Source organism: Mucilaginibacter aquatilis, from assembly GCF_009755275.1.
In the GTDB taxonomy this organism is placed as follows: Bacteria; Bacteroidota; Bacteroidia; order Sphingobacteriales; family Sphingobacteriaceae; genus Mucilaginibacter; species Mucilaginibacter aquatilis.
Map to the genome: position 1 here is coordinate 74,214 of NZ_WQLA01000006.1, position 18,295 is coordinate 92,508.

Here is an 18,295-nt window from a genome sequence, read left to right on the forward strand (position 1 = left end):
AATTATAACTTCACAATGTTCATACTTATTGTGAAGCCAACCACGTTTTAGGATTCACAATAGCTCCAGCCTTGTTCAATTCAAAGTGTATAACCGTTTCGCCGGTGAACGGATCGGTTGCTACGCTGCCTAATGTTTGCCGCGTATTTACCTTTTGCCCGGCACTTACACTAACTGAACGTAAATTGGCATAAGCTGTAATGTATGAACCATGGCGAAGCAATACCATATAGCTACCGCTAATATCATTAACACTTATTACAGTACCTTCGAATACTGCACGCGCAGCGGCACCACTTGATGTACGTATATCTATGCCGTGGTTATCATTGCGTATGCCATCACTCACGTAAGGGCCAAAATCCTGAATAATTTGACCGGTAGCAACAGGCCATGGCAGTAAACCCCTGTTACCCATAAAATCATTATTAAGCTTTGCAGCTTCCGGCGTGGCGGTAAGTGCTTCGGTTGCGGTGCTGCGTGTAATTGGCTTTGGCTTCGCCGCCTCGGCAATTTCGGCGGCCGATTTGTTTTCGGCTCTCGCCTTCTCAGCAGCCAGTGCAGCCCTGCGGGCAGCTTCTGCCCTTGCCTCAGCTTCGGCTTTACGGCGTGCAGCCTCAACCTCGCGGGCAATCGCGTTTTGTATTTGCCTGTCTATTTGCCGGCGTTGCGCCATTAAGGTGCGCTGTTGTTTCTTTAAAGTTCCTTCTTGTTTCGAAAGATCGTTCACAACGGCAGTTTGCGTGTTACGCTCTTTACCAAGAGTTTCCCTTTCCTTTTGCTGCTCCTCTAACAAATTACTTTTCTCGTTCTTCGTTCTGTCGAGCTGATTGATTTTTACATGCAGTTCTTTTTGCGTACCCTGTATTGAAGCTGCCTGGCGCTCCCTGTAAGTACCAAATTGCTGTAAATATTTTAAGCGTTTATAAGCTTGATTAAAGTCTTTACCAGCAAATACAAACATCATCTTGTTATACGCACTTTGATTATGGTAGGCAAAAACCACCATGGCAGCGTACTCCTTTTTAAGCTGATCTAACTGGCCCTGCAGTGTATGTACCGTATTGGTGTTTTCGTTTATCTGGCCGTTAAGCTGTCGTATCTCGGAGTTTACAGTTGTAATTTTTTCTTCTCTGAGGGCTATTTGCGCCTTTAATATATTCAACTGCTTAATAGTTGCCTTTTTGTTTTTGCGGGTTTCTTCGTACTCGCGGTTAAGGTCGGCAAGCTCACTGTTTAGCTTCTCTTTTCTACGCTTTAATTCGGCACTGCTTTGAGCATGTACCTGTACTACGCCTAATACGCTTACAGCAAAAAGTAAAACTTTTATAAATTTCATCCGCTTCAAAAATATTGATTTTAGTTGGCAGGTGAAAATCCTTGCGGAATGCTGAACGGATAATCAAGCGGGCGGTTAAACTCGGTACGGTTATACTCCAGTTCGGCCTGAATATTTTTATTGCTCACTGCAGATGCTATACTGATATGTGATGGTATAATGCGGTTATCTGCCTCAACAAACTGGCTATTGGTTACTTTTAATGATTGCTTTGCTGCCTGGTTTGTTAAACTGGTTTGCGTAACTTTTTGGTCAGGACCGATAAGCAGTGAATACACCAAACCCTGTAAACTTCCGTTGATGGTTGAATTCCCTCCTGCTCCGGGTTGTAATTGTCCGTTCTCATTAAGTAACTCATTTATTGCATTACCTATAAGCAGTGCCTCAACAGTTTGATAATTTACCTGCCTGCCTGCATAATTGTGAATATAACTGAAAGGCTTTTTAACGTAAACAGATTGCAGCTTGTTTATCACCTGTATACTATCGGGCGTAATAAGAGCACGGGCAACTTCCAAACCCAAAATTGCAGTAATGGAAACCCATATTTTTTTATCATGCTGAATGCGTATGTTAAGCGTAACATCATTGCTTTTGCCATCAATATTCAGCTTGGTTTTTGCACGACCCGAAAACGTGTTGAACGTAGTTTGCCTGGCCTTAACAGCTTCTATTTTTGCTACAACCGGGTTTGCTGCCTTAGTGGTAGTTGTTGTAGCGGCAGAATCGGCTTTGCGGGTTACCAGTTGCTTTTTAGCTTTACAGCTGAATAATGCGGTTGCTGCTAAAGCTATAAACAGCTTATTCAATATATTTCTTTTCATTTATTTTACGGTCTAATAGTGGTGATGAAGCACCGGCTTGTTTTGCTTTTTTCCAGTTGGCAACGGCATCTTCTGTTTTGCCAAGGTAAAAAAGTATATCGCCGTAATGTTCAACTTGTACAGCACTGCTTTTATTATGCTCAATAGCTTTTTCTATCCATTGCTTTGCCTCAGCATACTTTTTTTGCCTGAATAATATCCAGGCATACGTATCTTCAAACGAAGCTGTGTTGGGTTGCAGGTCAATACTGTGTTTTGACATTTGAGCGGCTTTTTCAAGCTGTTCACCACGTATAGACAGATAATAGGCGTAGTTGTTTAACGTGTACGAATTATCAGGATTGTAAGTTAATGCCTTATCATAAGCAGCGTCTGATTTGCCATTGTCTTTTATCTCGTGATAACAATCACCCAAAGCAGCATAAGCCTGCGATGCCAGGTCTTTATCATCAGGCTCTACAGCAACTACGTTCTTTAGGTAGCTTAACGCCTGTTGTGCATTTTTCTTTTGTAAATAAGATACCCCAACCAGGTAGTTCATCCAAGCCTGGTTTGGAAACATAGATAAGGCATTCTCTCCATGTTTAATAGCTTCATCAATTTTATTCTCGCTTAAATCAAGGCGCACCAATTGTTCATGAACAATGTACATCTCAGGGTTAAGCTGTACCGATTTCATAAAAGCCTCCCTTGCTTCCTTCATCTTATCGTTTTGCGCAAGCATGTCTCCGTAAAGGGCTTGCACGCGCGCCTCATTGGGGTGTATGGAAGCAGCAATGCGGCTAAGCTCAAGCGCGCTTGCCTTAGCGTTGGCATCCGGAAACTTAGGCACATAGCCCATAATTATCCGCACCTTTTGATCAACATCAAGGCTTGATGAATTAAACGCCAGTTCTAACTCTTTATAACTGGCATCCGTATTTTTGAGAGATCTGTATGTTTCGGCTAAAGCTAAGTGCAGCAAGCCATCATCGGGTTTTTTTTGTGCAGCACGCTGCAATACCTTCAAGGCCTTGTCCGGAACGTTGTTTGAGTTGTAAATTTCGGCCAGCAGCAAATAGTACCTGATCTGATCGGGGTTAGTTTCAATCAGCTTTTCCATCTCTGCGGCAGCCTGGTCAAGCTTATTTTGGCGCAGATAAATTTTTTGACGGTTAGCAACCAATTCATCGGTTAAACCAGTCATTTGTTCAAGCTTGCTATAAACACCCAATGCCTCATCATATTTTTTTTCCAGATAAAAGGCACTGGCTTTATCAAAGTAATATTCCGGCTTTTCGGGGTTTATTCTGAGTAACTGATCAAATACATTTTGAAGTTTAGGCAGGTTATTGGTTTTCTCGTAACTATCGGCCAGTGCTACCCAATACCATTCGTTATTAGGTTTAATGGCCACGGCCTTTTCCAATAACTGCTGAGCATCGGCCTGGCTGTTTTGAGCTTTATTAAGCATGGCCAACTGGTACATGGCTGCATCGTTGCTATTATCTAATTGCAGCACGCGGGTAAATAAATCACCTGCTCCCTTACTGTCTTCAATGGTTTTTTTACGTAAGCCCTCAAAGTACAGCTGTTGCATGGCCATGCTATCTGCCGGCGTTAATGATTTTTGCCCCTGAGCCGTACCCGTAGCTTTACTACTGCCTTGAGCAATAGCCAAAGCCGGAACCATCAGTAAACCAAGTATACAGTAAGCCGGTTTATTCATTTTTATACTTTGCCTGTATGCCCGTAACCGCCGGCACCGCGTATTGTTTCACTTAGTACATCAACCTTTTCCCATTCAACCTTCTCATGTTTGGCAACAATCATTTGAGCAATACGGTCGCCGGTGTTTATCTCAAAATCGGTATCAGAGAAATTAATTAATAAAACCTTTATTTCACCCCGGTAATCGGCATCAATTGTACCTGGCGAGTTAACAATGCCAATACCATGCTTAAACGCCAAACCACTGCGCGGGCGTATTTGCGCCTCAAAACTTTCCGGTAGTTCAATATGCAGCCCTGTGGGAATTAATTTACGTTCCATGGGTTTAAGCACAACAGTTTCGGCTACATCGGCACGCAAATCCATACCTGCAGCGTGCAACGTTTCATATGCCGGAAGGGCATTTTTAGAATTATTGATAATACGAATGATCATTACTTTTTTAGGATAGATGATATTTGCCTGCGTTCGGCCAAAAATGCTCCAGCTGCAAATAAAACAAGCAGGCCGTTGCCTATAAACAGGTTGCGTTTAAAAACGCTGAATGATAAAAATACAATTATGATTGAACTTACAATATAAGTAAGGTTTTTTTTGATGTTGTATGGAATTGGATAGTTTTTTTGTCCCCACAAATATGAAAGTACCATCATACTGGCATAAGCAACCAGTGATGCCCAGGCCGATGCCATGTAACTATACTTTGGGATAAACGCCACGTTTAATACAACAGTTAATACGGCACCCACGCCTGATATATACAGTCCGTAACGGGTTTGATCGGACAGTTTGTACCATATGGAAAGATTCATATAGATACCTAAACTAAGGTAGCCAAACAATAGTAACGGCACAACACCTAAACCCGACCAATACGATGGGCCAATAAAGTATTTCAGCAACTCAATATTTGCCATTAATGCCACAAAAATAACAGCAACGGCAATTACAAAATAGTCCATTATAAAGGCATAGGTGGTGCCTGCGTTTTTGTCTTTGGCCTTGCTAAAAAAGAAAGGCTCGGCCCCTAAACGAAACGCCTGAACAAAGAGATTTAAGAAAATGGCAATTTTACCACAAGCCGAATAAATGCCTAAATCTGTAGGGTTTTTAATGAACTTCGGCAGCAGGATTTTGTCAAGATTTTCATTTATAATGAATGAAAAATTGGCAACAAGCACCGGCCAGCTGTAACTCAGCATTTCGGCAAGCATAGCTTTGTCAATACGGGGTTTTACGCCGGCTAATTCGGGCAATAAAAGCAAAAGCGTTACTACGCTGGCAATAAGGTTTGATAGAAACACGTAACCTAACCAACCAGGCCTGAACCAGCTTTTAAAAAATTCGGCTCCCGGCAACTGGTGTTCTATAATGTACGGTAATACAATTATAAAAGCCAGGTTAAGCCCTATGAATGTAAATATGTTCACCAGTTTGAGCAAGCCATAGCGGCCCGGGCGCCCATCGGCCCGCAAACGTGCAAAAGGAATAACACACCAGGCATCAACCACCAGTATAGCTAAAAAATACCGGGTGTAATTGATGTAGTCCTGTGCGGGTGTTTTGGCATCTATACGTACCCAATTGGTTATAGGGCCAATAAAGGGTAGCGTAGCCAGCAGAAATATAATAGTGATTATAAAAATAGCGCCAAACGAGTTGTTGTAAACTGTTTGCTTATCATCGGCACGCTTGTTTAAATACCTGAAGTAGGTGGTTTCCATACCAAACGCCAAAAAAGCATTCAGCAATGATGCCCAGGCAAACATGTTACCAAATATGGCGTAAACGCTTGGCGGATAAGCCCTGGTATATAGTGATGTTAAAAAGAAATTAAGTGTACGTCCGGCTATGGTAGTTAAACCGTACACTGCCGTTTGGCCTGCAAATTTTTTAGCTGTAGACAATTAAGATACCTTTAGTTAATGGCTCATTGCTAATGATAAATGGCCGGTAAAGGAATTATTAACAAGGGGTTTCATTGCCATAATTATAAGCCTATTACCGTAAATTAAATCATCGCTTCACTACTTCAAAGTTACGATAGTTTTTCAGTTCAGTTTCGTTGCTTTTAACCTCGGTTACTTTAGCGTCTTGTGGGCCTTCATTACACCACTCTAAAAACATATCCAAAAACATGGTATCGGCTTCGGCTTCTATATAAACGTCGCCGTTGGGTTCATTACGTACAAAGCCCCGCACGCCCAACTGATCGGCAACGGCCTTTGTTGATGCACGATAAGATACTCCCTGCACCCTTCCTTGTACGGTTATGTTTAAATGCTTTATCATATATAGCCACAAATATCAGTTGCAATTATACGGCTTATGCTGCAATAATAGCACCATTTACAGCAAACGGGTTACCTGCGTTTCGGGCGTAAGTTTAAAGCCATCTAAATTGGTAAGCAAATTTAATCCAGGCGTTTTACCTGGTTCAATGGTGCCTATTTCATCATCAATACCTAAAAACTTAGCTCCGTTTATGGTAGCCCACTCTAGTAGTTTATTTAAAGGCAACGAGGGTATATGCTGTTGTAATACCTGCATTTCGCTTAAAATAGACAGCTTATCGTTTGATGCCAAGCTATCTGTTCCGAGTGTGATGTTGAAACCTTCATCTAAAAACAACTCAACCTTCGGTAATTTCCCTTCAATGTAAAGGTTTGCATTCGGGCAAAAACACCAGGTAATATTGCGGTCAAAGCGCTTTACAAAATAAATGTCTTTTAGGTTTGTGCAGGTGTTATGAACAAGCAACACTTTTTGCTTATTACTTAATAAAGGAATTACTGATTGAATAGAATTGCGTGCCTGCGGTTTAAAATAGCTGATGTCGATACCAAAACCATCGTACAAATCAATAAACTTGCCGTTCTTATAGCGGTAAAACTTATTTTCGTCCTCACACTCTTGGTTGTGCATGCTTAACAAGTTACTGCTTTCAGAATCACTATAGCTTTTAAGCAATTTGAATAGTTCCTTTGATACTGAGTAAGGTGCGTGAGGCACTACCGATGCCGCTAAAGGTTTAAATTGTCTTTGTAATTCAAGTGCAGCTTGAAACGCTCCTTCGGCACGCTCAGGTAAAAAGCCAAAAACCTCAACAAAGGTGTGGTAGTAAATTTTACTGGCTTTTTTTACTCCTACCGAATGGTCACTATTTGATATATCTCCAACGGCAACTATACCATTGTCATACATTTGTTTATCAGCGGCCAGAGTAGCCTGCTGTATAATATCGTCATCAACTTTACGTAATGCCTGCACGGCTCTTATAAATTCAACAAGACCAGAGGCTTTAGGTGTTTGCCCATACAGGTGTGAAAGCTCTACATGACAATGTGAATTAACAAAACCCGGACAAATGATGCCATTGAAGTGTTCGACAGCTACGCCCGGCTGTACATATGAACTTACTGATACTATTTTACCGTATTCATCTACGGTAACAACTCCATTTTTTATCGGATCGGCATTAACAGGAAAAACGTAATCGGCTCTAAAACTTTTCATTTAATGAAATTTAACTTCAATCCCCAACACCAATCTTTAATTTTTGTATCATAGTTGTACTATTGATTCATTTATACAATTAACTTTTAGTTGTTGTTTTTTAATTTTACATTTCCAAAACGGAGTTGTAAAATCACTCAATCAATTTTAAGTATCTTTGTAAGGTGAACGCAAATAAAAGCAAGATTGACATCCGCAGCCTCAGCCTTGAGACTCTGCAGCAACACTTTACCGCCATGGGCGAAAAAGCTTTCAGAGCCAAACAGGTTTATGAATGGCTTTGGAAAAAATCATGTTTTTCATTTGAGGACATGAGCAATATTTCAAAAGAACTGCGCAAAAAACTTACTGATCATTTTGTGATTAATCACATTGTTGTTAATAATTCACAGTTTAGTGCGGATAAAACTATAAAAAATTCTTTTAAATTGCACGATACGCACTTAATTGAGGGCGTATTAATACCAACAACCGAACGCATGACGGCCTGTGTATCATCACAAGTTGGCTGCAGCCTTACCTGCAAGTTTTGCGCTACCGGTTATATGGATCGCAAACGCAACTTAAACCCTGATGAAATTTATGATCAGGTTGTATTATTAAGCCAGCAGGCGCAGCAAAATTACGGAATTCCGCTTACCAATATTGTTTACATGGGTATGGGTGAGCCTTTGCTTAACTATGCCAATGTTTTAAAATCAATTGAGCGTATTACTGCTGAGGATGGCCTTAACATGGCTGCCAGGCGCATAACAGTTTCAACCGCAGGCATTGCCAAGATGATTAAAAAGCTAGGCGATGATAATGTGAAGTTTAACCTGGCGCTTTCGCTGCACGCTGCCAATGATACCAAGCGTAACGAGATTATGCCCATTAATGAACAAAACTCATTAAAGGCTTTGGCCGAAGCGCTTAAGTATTACTATAATAAAACAAAAAACGCAGTTACTTACGAGTACATTGTATTCCACAACTTTAATGATGAGCTGCAGGATGCAATGGAACTTGCAAAGTTTTGCAAGCATCTCCCCTGCAAAGTAAATATCATTGAATATAACCCAATTTCGTTTGCTGATTTTGTAAATGCAGGGGAAGATAAAATTGAAAGCTTTGCTGCTTACCTTCGTAAACAAGGCATTATTACCAATGTGCGTCGTAGTCGTGGTAAAGATATTGACGCGGCATGCGGCCAGCTAGCGGTGAAGGATAAGGCAGCTGCTGCTGTGTAGTTTTAATGCAGTGGTATTTTAATATTTATTTTGCAGCACTCAGCATATTAGTATGTATAACTTGCTACTAAATCCTACCTTGTTTCTTAGCTCCTGGCTCTATCACCAATGCGCAGCACCTATCTGTCCAATTTTATTGATTTGCTATTTCCGAGGCTTTGCCAGGCTTGCAAAGCAAACCTGCTTGGAGGTGAAGATTTAATTTGTACTGCCTGCCTTTATAATTTACCTTACACAAACTTTCACTTACAGACCGAAAACATTGTAGCAAGACAATTTTGGGGAAAAGTTAAACTGGAATATGCCTACGCCCTTCTTTACTTTGAAAAAGGAGGAAAGGTACAACATCTTATGCACCAGTTTAAGTACAATGGAATGCAAAAGATAGGTAATAAACTTGGTGGCATTGCCGGTACCCAGTTAGTTCAAAACAAAGCACTCCTTACAGTTGATTTTATTATTCCTGTACCGCTCCATAAATCGCGTTTGCGCGAACGTGGCTATAATCAAAGTGCAAACTTTGCCCACGGCTTGGCAAAGGCGCTTGGGGCAACCGTAATTGAGCAAACACTGGTACGGGCGGTTAAAACATCAACTCAAACCCGTAAATCGCGCTTTGCCCGGTTTGAAAACATGCAGCATGTTTTTGAATTGCGCAACCCGGCTTTATTGGAAAATAAACACATTTTATTGGTTGATGATATAGTAACAACGGGATCAACACTGGAGTCATGCGCACATGAGTTATTGAAAGTACCAAGCCTCAGATTAAGCATTGCTACTATTGCCTATGCTGTGTAAGCTCAGCTCAATCAGAGTTTTTAAATTTAAATTTAGCCGGTTGCAACTTTATCACAATCAATGGCGTATAAACACCCGGAGCGTTTGATCATAATTAATGGCAGGAGTATGTTGTAAAAGGCTGCTCCTGTTTTTTTGTAAGTATATAAAGCAGAAAGCCGGTTAACTAACCGGCTTTTTGCTTTATATATTTTAGATAACTATTGTTGTTGATACCGACTCAACTTATCATACAGGTTTTTTGGATCAAATGGCTTTAATATAAAATCATTCATGCCCGACTCCTCAATTTGGTTCAACTGATTGCTAAGCATTGATGCTGTTAAAGCAATAATAGGCAAGGTTTTAAAATAATCATCCTCCTTGGCACGCAATACCTGTGTTGCTTCCAATCCTCCCATTTCAGGCATGTGAATATCCATTAGTACCACATCATAGTTGCGGTTGGCCGTAACTTTTTGTACAGCTTCAAGCCCGTTCTCAGCAAAGTCGGCCTGAACGTTCCACTTTTTAAGTACCTTATTAATCAGCAAACGATTAATTTGGTTATCATCAACAACAAGTACATTTATTTTTAATCCTATTTCGGCGCCCTCGTTACTCATAGTGCTTGTATTGTCTGCTTTTTTAAATGTAATGGTAAACCAAAAGGTTGATCCGCGACCTATTTCGCTATCAACATTTATACGCGATTCGTGCAGCTCTACCAAACGTTTGGTTATAGCCAGCCCTAAACCTGTGCCGCCGTATTTACGGGTAGTATCGGTAGAGGCCTGCTTAAAAGATTCAAATATAGTATTTGTTTTATCAGCAGGTATGCCTATGCCCGTATCAGTGACTGCAAACCTTATACGGACCTCCTGTGCACTTTGTTCTATTACTTTAAGGTCAATTGTAACACCGCCATTTTCGGTAAACTTAACGGCATTACTGGCCAGGTTAAGCAGTATCTGAATCAGCCTAGTTCTATCACCAAGTATACACTGAGGCACATCACTGGCTATACTTTCTTTGAAGTAGATTTCTTTACCATTGATGTTGTGACGCATGGAACTTACCACGCTGTGTACCAGCTCGCGTAAATCAACGCTGGTTTTTTCCAACTCAATATTACCGGTCTCAATTTTGGTAAAGTCGAGCACGTCATTAATCAACGTCATCAGGTTTTCGGCCGAAAACTTAAGTATAGACAGGTTTTCCTTTTGCGATTCGGTAGGATTATCTTCAGCCAGCAAATGCGACATACCTATAACTGCATTGAGCGGTGTGCGTATTTCATGGCTCATTACCGATATAAACATGTCTTTAGCACGGCTTAGCTGCAGGGCTGCTTCCTTAGCCTGTATAAGCTCCATCTCGGCTTTCTTTTTGGCCGTTATATCAATAATAACTTCAATATACTTCTTTACTCTGCCTTCTTCATCAAGTATCACCGAATTGATGACCGAGATCCATAATGGCTGGCCATCTTGCCGGTAAACCAGTAAATCAACTTCAAAAGATTGCTTGTTTTTGGAAAGATCACGCGCGTGCTGAATGATGGACAAATCGGTGTGTTCGCCGGTAAGTACATCACCTAAATGCTTGCCTTTTACGTGTTCGATGTTAAAGCCGGTTATTTTTTCAAAGGCATCGTTAATCCACTCAACGTTACCGTTGGCATCATTAATTACTACGCCACTCATGGTGTTACCGGCAACTAATGATAGCATGGTGAGCTGCTCCTCGGCCTTTTTGCGCTCAGCAATATCAACACAAACTGTTATTTGCCGTTCAAGTTCACCTTCCTTGTTAAAGAACGGGCTATTGGAAAGGTAAACCCAGCATGGTGTGCCATCCTTTTTATAAATCTGTATTTCTATTTCGTAAGGCTTATTTTCATCATAAGCCGCCTTGGCAATCTGTAGCACATCAAGGTCAGTGTTTTCACCAATAAGCATATCGCCAAAAACTTTGCCCTTCAGTTCATCAAGTTTATAACCCAACGTATTTTCCAAAGCCTCGTTCATCCAAATGATGCGGCTTTCACTGTCACGTATTAACACACCACTAGGTGATTTTTCTGAAGCAAACGACAGAATTTCAATATCACGTTCGGCAGTTTTACGCGCCGTAATGTCAAGCAGCACTTTTATGTACTTTTCAACCTTACCATCTTTATTAAGCACCGGTGAATTCAACACTGACAGCCACATAGGCTGTCCATCCTTACGTTCGATGCTTACTTCAATTTCAAAAGCCTTACGCGTGTTTAAAAGCTCATCAATACGATCAGTTGTGTGCTGATCAATATAATCACCTTTAAAAACCTCGCGCATTTGCTTATCTGATACATCATCAAAGCTATAACCGGTAATTGTTTCAAAAGCTTTATTAATCCAAATTACCTTGTTTTGGTCATTGGTAATAGCTACGCCATTACTTACATTACTGGCTACTAATGATAATTGCTCAAGCTGTTCTTTAACCTTCTTTTGCTCGGTAGTATCGCGCCCGCTGCCATACCATTTGCCATCGGCATTGATAACGCTCCAGCTTATGCAACGCTCCTGCCCTTTGCTGTTCAGCAGGCAGGTATCCATTTCAAATGAGCGTTTGGTGCGCAGCCCCGTTTCAATAAGGTGAGCAAAATCATTACGTGTTTGCCCCACAACAAACTCCCACAATGAACGGCCTATGAACTGCTCGGGCTTTATGCCCAATGTAGTTTCAACCGCATTGTTCATTAATTGAATTTTGGAAGTTTCGTCGGCTATGTAATGAATTTCGGATGAACTGTTAAAAAGGATATAAAAATCTTCATGAAGCTTAAGATTCCTTTCCAGTTCTTTTTTTTGCTTACGAAGGGTGAGGTGAGATATTACCTCATTGGCTAGAGTGCGCAGGGCATCTTTCTGATTATCATCAAGGTATTTAGGCTGCTGGTCAAAAACACATAGGGTTCCAAGGCGGTAACCGTCAGGATCAATAAGCGGCGCGCTAGCATAAAACTTAACACCGAGGCCACCTTTTACATGCTCATAAGCTGCAAATTCCTCGTCCTGGCTTAAATCAGGAATTTCAACCAGTACATCATTAAGCAAGGTGTAGCGGCAAAAGCTTTCGGCGCGGGGTAATTCACCTTGCGGAAGGCCAACAGCAGATTTAAACCATTGTCGGCGCTCGTCAATAAATGTTATTAAAGCTAACGGGGCATGGCAAATGTACGAGGCTAACCGCGTAATAGCGTCATACTCTGCTTCCGGAAAAGTATCCAGAATATCATAAGTATGCAAAGCCTTTAAGCGTTCATCCTCATTATCAGGAATTACCATACCCCGTGTTAATATCATTTATTTATTTGTTCATCAATCGTACAACGGAAACTTCTCCGTTAACGCATGAACGCTTTTACGTACTTTCTTCAAAGAATGTTCGTCTTCAGGATTTTTTATTACCTCATCAACCAACTCGGCAATTTTCTCCATTTCCTTTTCTTTCATGCCTCTTGTAGTAACCGCAGCAGTACCTATGCGGATACCTGAAGTTACAAACGGAGATTTATCATCAAAAGGAACCATGTTTTTATTGACAGTAATATCAGCTTGAACCAAAGCGTTTTCAGCCGCCTTGCCCGAAATTCCTTTATTACGTAAATCTATTAAAATCAAATGATTATCAGTACCGCCTGATACAATTTCATAGCCGCGCTCAACAAAAGCCTTGGCAATAGCTGCACCGTTAAGTTTTACCTGTAATACATATTTCATGTAGCTATCACTTAATGCCTCATGAAAAGCTACAGCTTTAGCAGCAATAATATGTTCTAACGGACCGCCTTGTGTACCCGGGAATACGGCACCATCCAATAATGCCGACATTTTTTTGATCTCTCCTTTTGGAGTCTTAAGTCCCCATGGGTTTTCAAAATCTTTGCCCATCATAATCATACCGCCACGTGGACCGCGTAAAGTTTTATGGGTAGTAGTGGTAACAATATGGCAATGCGGAAGCGGATCGGTTAATAAGCCACGTGCAATTAAACCGGCAGGGTGTGAAATATCGGCCAGCACCAAAGCACCAACCTCATCAGCCACCTGGCGAATGAATGCATAATCCCAATCACGTGAGTAAGCCGAAGCTCCGCAAATAATCAGTTTCGGTTTCTCGGCCAAAGCGGTAGCACGCAATTGCTCATAATCAATTAAACCGGTTTCTTTAACTACACCGTAAAAGTGCGGCTGATACAGTTTACCTGAAAAATTTACCGGCGAACCATGAGTTAAGTGACCACCGTGCGATAGATCAAAACCCAGTATTTTATCACCCGGATTTAAAATTGCCAGCATAACGGCTGCATTAGCCTGAGCACCAGAGTGCGGCTGAACGTTTACCCACTCGGCATTAAAAAGCTGTTTTGCACGCTCAATAGCAATGGTTTCAATTTCATCAACAACCTGGCAGCCACCGTAGTAACGTTTGCCCGGTAAGCCTTCGGCATATTTGTTGGTTGCTACCGAACCGGCAGCTTCCATTACCTGCTTGCTTACAAAGTTTTCGGATGCAATAAGCTCCAGGCCTTCTTCCTGGCGTTTTTGTTCATCCTCAAGTAGTTCAAATATCAGTTTGTCTTTTTTCATGATCTTTACGAGGTGCCTAAGTTAACTAAAATGAATGGGCTGATTTAGGCGAAATCCAAAAATTATTGTAATCAAGCCCTAATTGAATATCAATCAGTTCCTGCTGAAGCATTTCCAGCATGGCTAAAAAGTTATAAATAAAATGTACGCGGTTTTCGGAGTTTTGCACCATGGCCTTAAAATCAAGCCGCTGGTTTATTTGCAATAAATCGGCTATGGCTTTCTTTTGCTTTTCAATAGTGTACGGGTATTGCACTACGGTGTGGGTAACTTCCTCGGCACGGCTAAGGTACCGGCGGTTTACACGTGCATAAACCTGCATCAAGCGGTACAAGGTAAGGTCAGAAAGTTCTTCGCCTGGTAGGGCCTCGGCTTCAATACTATTCAATTCATCGGCAATATTACCACGGCGCTCCTGCTTAAAGCGCTCATCTTCAAGCGGGCGCAGCTGTTCACAAACATCTTTAAACTTTTTATATTCAATGAGTTTGCGTATCAGGTCTTCCTTACTATCTGTTTCGTTTTCTCCGGTTTCCGCCTCATAACGCGGTAAAAGCATTTTGGCTTTTATACGCATTAGCGTTGCAGCCACAAATATAAACTCGCTGGCAACCTCCATATTGAGGCTGTTCATTTGATGTATATACTGAAGAAAATCGTCGGTAATTTTAGATATGGCTATTTCGTGAATGTCCAGTTCATCACGTTCGATGAAAAAAAGCAGCAGATCAAAAGGGCCTTCAAACTGCGGTAACCGTATAGCAAAACTGTCATCGGCCATGTTGCTGCCAAAGATAGTGTTTTTGAGCGAGTTGTGAGTAGTTAAAGGTGAGTGGTTTTATGATTAAAGCAAGCTCAAAACACAGTTTCACGCAATAATCCGTCGATTAGTATATTAAGCATTCAACCACCTCAACCTACCTTTGCCGGCAGTTGGGATGTTGATATTTTGCCTGCGTTTATATAATACAAACAACCCCGTAGATAACACACCTATCACGCCTTCCACACATACTGCACCACGCGGACCTAACGAGTTAGCCAGCCAACCAATTAAAAGGCTACCAACGGGTATCATTCCCTGGTAAGCCATTACGTAATAACTAATAGCCCTTGCCCGCATGGCCGGTACAGCATGCGTTTGTATGTAAGTATTTATGGTTGATGTTTGCGCCATCATACCAATACCTGTCATGGTCATGAACAGCAACGCTATCGGTAGCTTGGCCGCGTAACCTAAAAGCATTACGCTAACACCAAAAACAAAACTGGCTATAGTCATAATTTTAACAATATGCTTATCGGTTTTTAGAGTGGCCAGATAAACTGCACTTATAACCGAACCCAATCCTGCCGCACTTTCAAACCAACTGAACGTTTTTGCATCGCCGCTAAAAATATCTTTGGCAAAAATGGGCATGAGCGTATTAAAAGGTATAACAAACAAACTGCTCACGGTTAGCATTACAATAAGGCTGCTCAAATCTCGATCGCCCGATACGTATTTGAACCCATCCTGCAATTCAAGCCAAATGCTTTTTTGAGCTCGCGGTATAACTGTAATATTCAGCTTCATCATAAATAAACAGGTAAGCACCGGTACGTAGCTAATAAAATTACCAAAGAAACAGGCATCCTCACCAAACGTACTCAAAATGATACCGGCTATAGCCGGACCCGCTATACGTGCTATATTAGTCATTGTTGAATTTAGCGCAATGGCATTGGGCAGGTCTTCCTTGTTATCAACCATTTCGCTCATCATAGCCTGGCGTGTTGTAATATCAAACGCGTTGATAATTCCTTGTAATAAACTCAGCCCAATTATGGCCGGTATGTTATATACCTTAAATAGTATTAAAAATGCCAGTGCTCCTGCCTGCAGCATGGACACTACTTGTGTAATTACCAGTATTTTGTAACGATTGTGCCTGTCAACCACACTACCTGCATAAGGCGATAGTACCAGCGAGGGTATCAAACTTGCAAAACTTACCAAACCCAGCAGCAGTGCCGAGCCTGTAACGCGGTATACCAGCCAGCTTACGGCTGTTTTTTGCATCCAGGTTCCTATAAGGGATATGGATTGACCATAAAAGAAAAGCTTGAAATTACGGTATTTAAGGGAGCGGAAAACATTCATGCACTATGTCATTCAACCGGTAAACTTTAGTTGAGCGCGAATACCGTGCTACTAACTTTTACCTTGTACAAAGATCGGCATTATTGATACATTTGTAAAATAGATTGTTTTAATGATATTAATTGATAAAAACGATTAATTATGGAATTTCGTCAATTACAGTATTTTGTTAAAGCTGCCGAAACAATGAATTTTACCGAAGCGGCAGCTTCAGTTTTCATTACACAGAGTACGTTATCACAACAAATAAAACAACTGGAAGAAGAGCTGGGGATGCTACTGTTTGACCGCATAGGAAAGCATGTGCGCATAACCGAAGCCGGCCATGTGTTTTTAACACATGCGCAAAAAATACTGCGAGAGGTACAAAAAGGAAAGCAGGCAATTGCCGAGCTGAATAACGCCATTACCGGTGAGTTAAACATTGGCGTATCATACGCATTTACCTCGTTGCTTTTACCTGCACTTGCTCCATTTTCAACCAAATATCCGGGTATAAAAATTTTTGTTACCTATGGTAACCCCGAAGAACTTGAACGTAAATTGCGGCTAGCCGAACTGGACATGATCTTAGCTTTCCATAACGAATCAGATGATGAGGATTTAGAAATGCAGGTGCTATTTAGCTCGGGCATAGTAGCTGCAGTTTCAAAAGACAATCCTTTGGCTAAAAAGAAATCAATAAGTCTTGAAGAGTTAGCACGACAGGAATTGATTATGCCCGGCAAAGGTTTCAGCTCGCGTACTTATATTCTTGATCAGTTTTACCGTAGAAAAATTGAGCCCAACATTAAAATAGAAATGAACGATGTCCATTCCATACTGTCGCTGGTACAAAACGGCAACTGGGCAACCATACTCAACGAAAAAGCACTGCTTGGATGGAGCAACATAAAGGCCGTTAACATAGATATTAAAGAGGTTGAACGCCAATCGTACATTTTGTGGCAAAAAGGGGTATACCGTAAAAAGGCGGCCAAACTGTTTGCTGATGAGCTTTTGCTTGCCATGCAACACAAATAATAATTACTCGTAGCTATCCTCAATTTCAAAATGAGGTATTTTTTTCTTGTTCCAATCGGGCATACCGTTGAATACGGTATAGTATAAATACTTTTTGTTTTTGTCTACACCGGGCATTATCTTTCCTATAGTTTTTTTCACTGCCTCATGCTCGTGCCTAAGAGCAGCTGTATCAGTAACATTAATTTTTGATATGTAGTAGATCATCGGATAGTTGCCCTCTCCCCTATCCTGATTAAATATCTTTATGATCTGAGGCTTAGTATCTACGTCATTCAATACTACAGGAAACTTATACTTGTCATGCACCTCAGTAATAACCTTGTTGTAAAACCCATCCATATCGTCCAGCTCATCATACGTCCACATTGAATTCGGGTCGGCGCACTTATAGGCAAGTTCCATGGCCGTGGTAGCGTTCACTAAGTATCCTTTATCATAGTCTTGCCTGGCTTGTAAGTAAAGCTCGGGTGCTGTTTTACCCCAAATGGTATAAGGTTTTAATTCAAGCGCAGCAACTTTCCACCCGTATTTGTACTTGTTAAATATGGCGGTCAGCAACCATCTATCGCCATTTTGCTGTAAGGTATAGAGTGATATATAGCGTTCCTGAGTTAAAGGCTCGTACCGTAGCGAGTAACTGTTCATATCGTACTTAAATGTTTTAAGCGTTATTATTTCAGGTGTTGGGTGCACAATGTAATATTCGTCAAGCAGTACATTTTTATCATCGCGCATACGAATACTGCACAACTCTATCAGCCTGTTATTGCCCGGCGCTTCTAAAAACTCCTTCGACATGATGTTTTCCAGTTGACGGGGATCATTTGCTTTAAGCGATTTCAGCATCTCTGTGTTTAGCTGATGGAACTGTTCCTGCTTATTGGCAGGTATTTTTTCATTGATCCATGTACCTGGTGCGGGCTTACAGCTTATTAAAACGGTACTTATTAAAAGTAGCCAGGTAATAAATGAAGTTTTGATGTACTGCGAATGCATTTGCGGTGTGATAAGCAACTCAAATATGGAAAATAACATTTGCATTTGTAAATCAATACAATTAACTTTGAAATAAAAAGTACTTTTATTTT

General features: G+C 41.1%; 15 protein-coding genes. 3 read left to right on the forward strand and 12 right to left on the reverse strand.

Annotated elements, in window-relative coordinates; translation table 11 throughout:
* Nucleotides 1–25: 25 nt before the first annotated feature.
* The 7 genes from GO816_RS14710 to GO816_RS14740 all read right to left on the reverse strand — a co-directional run bounded on the left by GO816_RS14710 (nt 26) and on the right by GO816_RS14740 (nt 7,389).
* The gene (locus tag GO816_RS14710) at nt 26–1,339 is read right to left on the reverse strand and encodes a murein hydrolase activator EnvC family protein (RefSeq protein ID WP_157542702.1); all 1,314 of its coding nucleotides are present in this window, start codon (nt 1,337–1,339) and stop codon (nt 26–28) included.
* A 20-nt stretch (nt 1,340–1,359) separates the two neighbouring features.
* Nucleotides 1,360–2,163 carry a DUF4292 domain-containing protein gene (locus tag GO816_RS14715; protein WP_157542703.1) on the reverse strand — a complete coding sequence of 268 codons (804 nt, stop codon included), beginning with the start codon at nt 2,161–2,163 and terminating at the stop codon, nt 1,360–1,362.
* The gene (locus tag GO816_RS14720; RefSeq protein ID WP_157542704.1) at nt 2,141–3,871 is read right to left on the reverse strand and encodes a tetratricopeptide repeat protein; all 1,731 of its coding nucleotides are present in this window, start codon (nt 3,869–3,871) and stop codon (nt 2,141–2,143) included. Before GO816_RS14720 ends, GO816_RS14715 begins: the two co-directional genes overlap by 23 nt.
* A gap of 2 nt (nt 3,872–3,873) precedes the next feature.
* A complete protein-coding gene (dut, locus tag GO816_RS14725) occupies nt 3,874–4,308 on the reverse strand; it encodes a dUTP diphosphatase (protein WP_157542705.1) in 435 nt (144 codons plus the stop codon).
* Nucleotides 4,308–5,780 (reverse strand): oligosaccharide flippase family protein, encoded by a 1,473-nt coding sequence (locus tag GO816_RS14730; protein WP_198171530.1) that lies wholly within the window; start codon nt 5,778–5,780, stop codon nt 4,308–4,310. Before GO816_RS14730 ends, dut begins: the two co-directional genes overlap by 1 nt.
* A gap of 109 nt (nt 5,781–5,889) precedes the next feature.
* Entirely contained in the window at nt 5,890–6,162 is a 273-nt protein-coding gene (locus GO816_RS14735; protein WP_394350666.1) for an acylphosphatase, read from the reverse strand.
* A 60-nt stretch (nt 6,163–6,222) separates the two neighbouring features.
* On the reverse strand, nt 6,223–7,389 hold the full coding sequence (locus GO816_RS14740; protein WP_157542707.1) for an amidohydrolase family protein: 1,167 nt from the start codon (nt 7,387–7,389) through the stop codon (nt 6,223–6,225).
* A gap of 164 nt (nt 7,390–7,553) precedes the next feature.
* On the opposite strand from GO816_RS14740, the gene rlmN reads away from it, so the two are divergent.
* Together rlmN and GO816_RS14750 are read left to right on the forward strand one after the other, a co-directional pair.
* Nucleotides 7,554–8,618 (forward strand): 23S rRNA (adenine(2503)-C(2))-methyltransferase RlmN, encoded by a 1,065-nt coding sequence (gene rlmN / locus GO816_RS14745; protein WP_317163642.1) that lies wholly within the window; start codon nt 7,554–7,556, stop codon nt 8,616–8,618.
* A gap of 108 nt (nt 8,619–8,726) precedes the next feature.
* A complete protein-coding gene (locus tag GO816_RS14750; protein ID WP_157542708.1) occupies nt 8,727–9,419 on the forward strand; it encodes a ComF family protein in 693 nt (230 codons plus the stop codon).
* Nucleotides 9,420–9,619: 200 nt separating this feature from the next.
* On the opposite strand, the gene GO816_RS14755 is transcribed toward GO816_RS14750, so the two are convergent.
* The 4 genes from GO816_RS14755 to GO816_RS14770 all read right to left on the reverse strand — a co-directional run bounded on the left by GO816_RS14755 (nt 9,620) and on the right by GO816_RS14770 (nt 16,181).
* Nucleotides 9,620–12,751, reverse strand: coding sequence for a PAS domain S-box protein (locus tag GO816_RS14755; RefSeq protein ID WP_157542709.1), 3,132 nt, complete (start codon nt 12,749–12,751; stop codon nt 9,620–9,622).
* Between the two features lie 15 nt (nt 12,752–12,766).
* Entirely contained in the window at nt 12,767–14,038 is a 1,272-nt protein-coding gene (locus GO816_RS14760; RefSeq protein WP_157542710.1) for a serine hydroxymethyltransferase, read from the reverse strand.
* Nucleotides 14,039–14,063: 25 nt separating this feature from the next.
* Complete coding sequence (locus GO816_RS14765; protein ID WP_157542711.1) at nt 14,064–14,819, reverse strand: segregation and condensation protein A; 756 nt, start codon at nt 14,817–14,819, stop codon at nt 14,064–14,066.
* A gap of 114 nt (nt 14,820–14,933) precedes the next feature.
* Nucleotides 14,934–16,181 carry an MFS transporter gene (locus GO816_RS14770; RefSeq protein ID WP_157542712.1) on the reverse strand — a complete coding sequence of 416 codons (1,248 nt, stop codon included), beginning with the start codon at nt 16,179–16,181 and terminating at the stop codon, nt 14,934–14,936.
* A 141-nt stretch (nt 16,182–16,322) separates the two neighbouring features.
* Here GO816_RS14770 and GO816_RS14775 point away from each other — a divergent pair, with 141 nt between their 5' ends.
* A complete protein-coding gene (locus GO816_RS14775; protein ID WP_157542713.1) occupies nt 16,323–17,204 on the forward strand; it encodes a LysR substrate-binding domain-containing protein in 882 nt (293 codons plus the stop codon).
* A gap of 3 nt (nt 17,205–17,207) precedes the next feature.
* Here GO816_RS14775 and GO816_RS14780 read toward each other — a convergent pair whose 3' ends face one another.
* Nucleotides 17,208–18,248 (reverse strand): hypothetical protein, encoded by a 1,041-nt coding sequence (locus GO816_RS14780; protein ID WP_198171531.1) that lies wholly within the window; start codon nt 18,246–18,248, stop codon nt 17,208–17,210.
* Nucleotides 18,249–18,295: the final 47 nt, after the last annotated feature.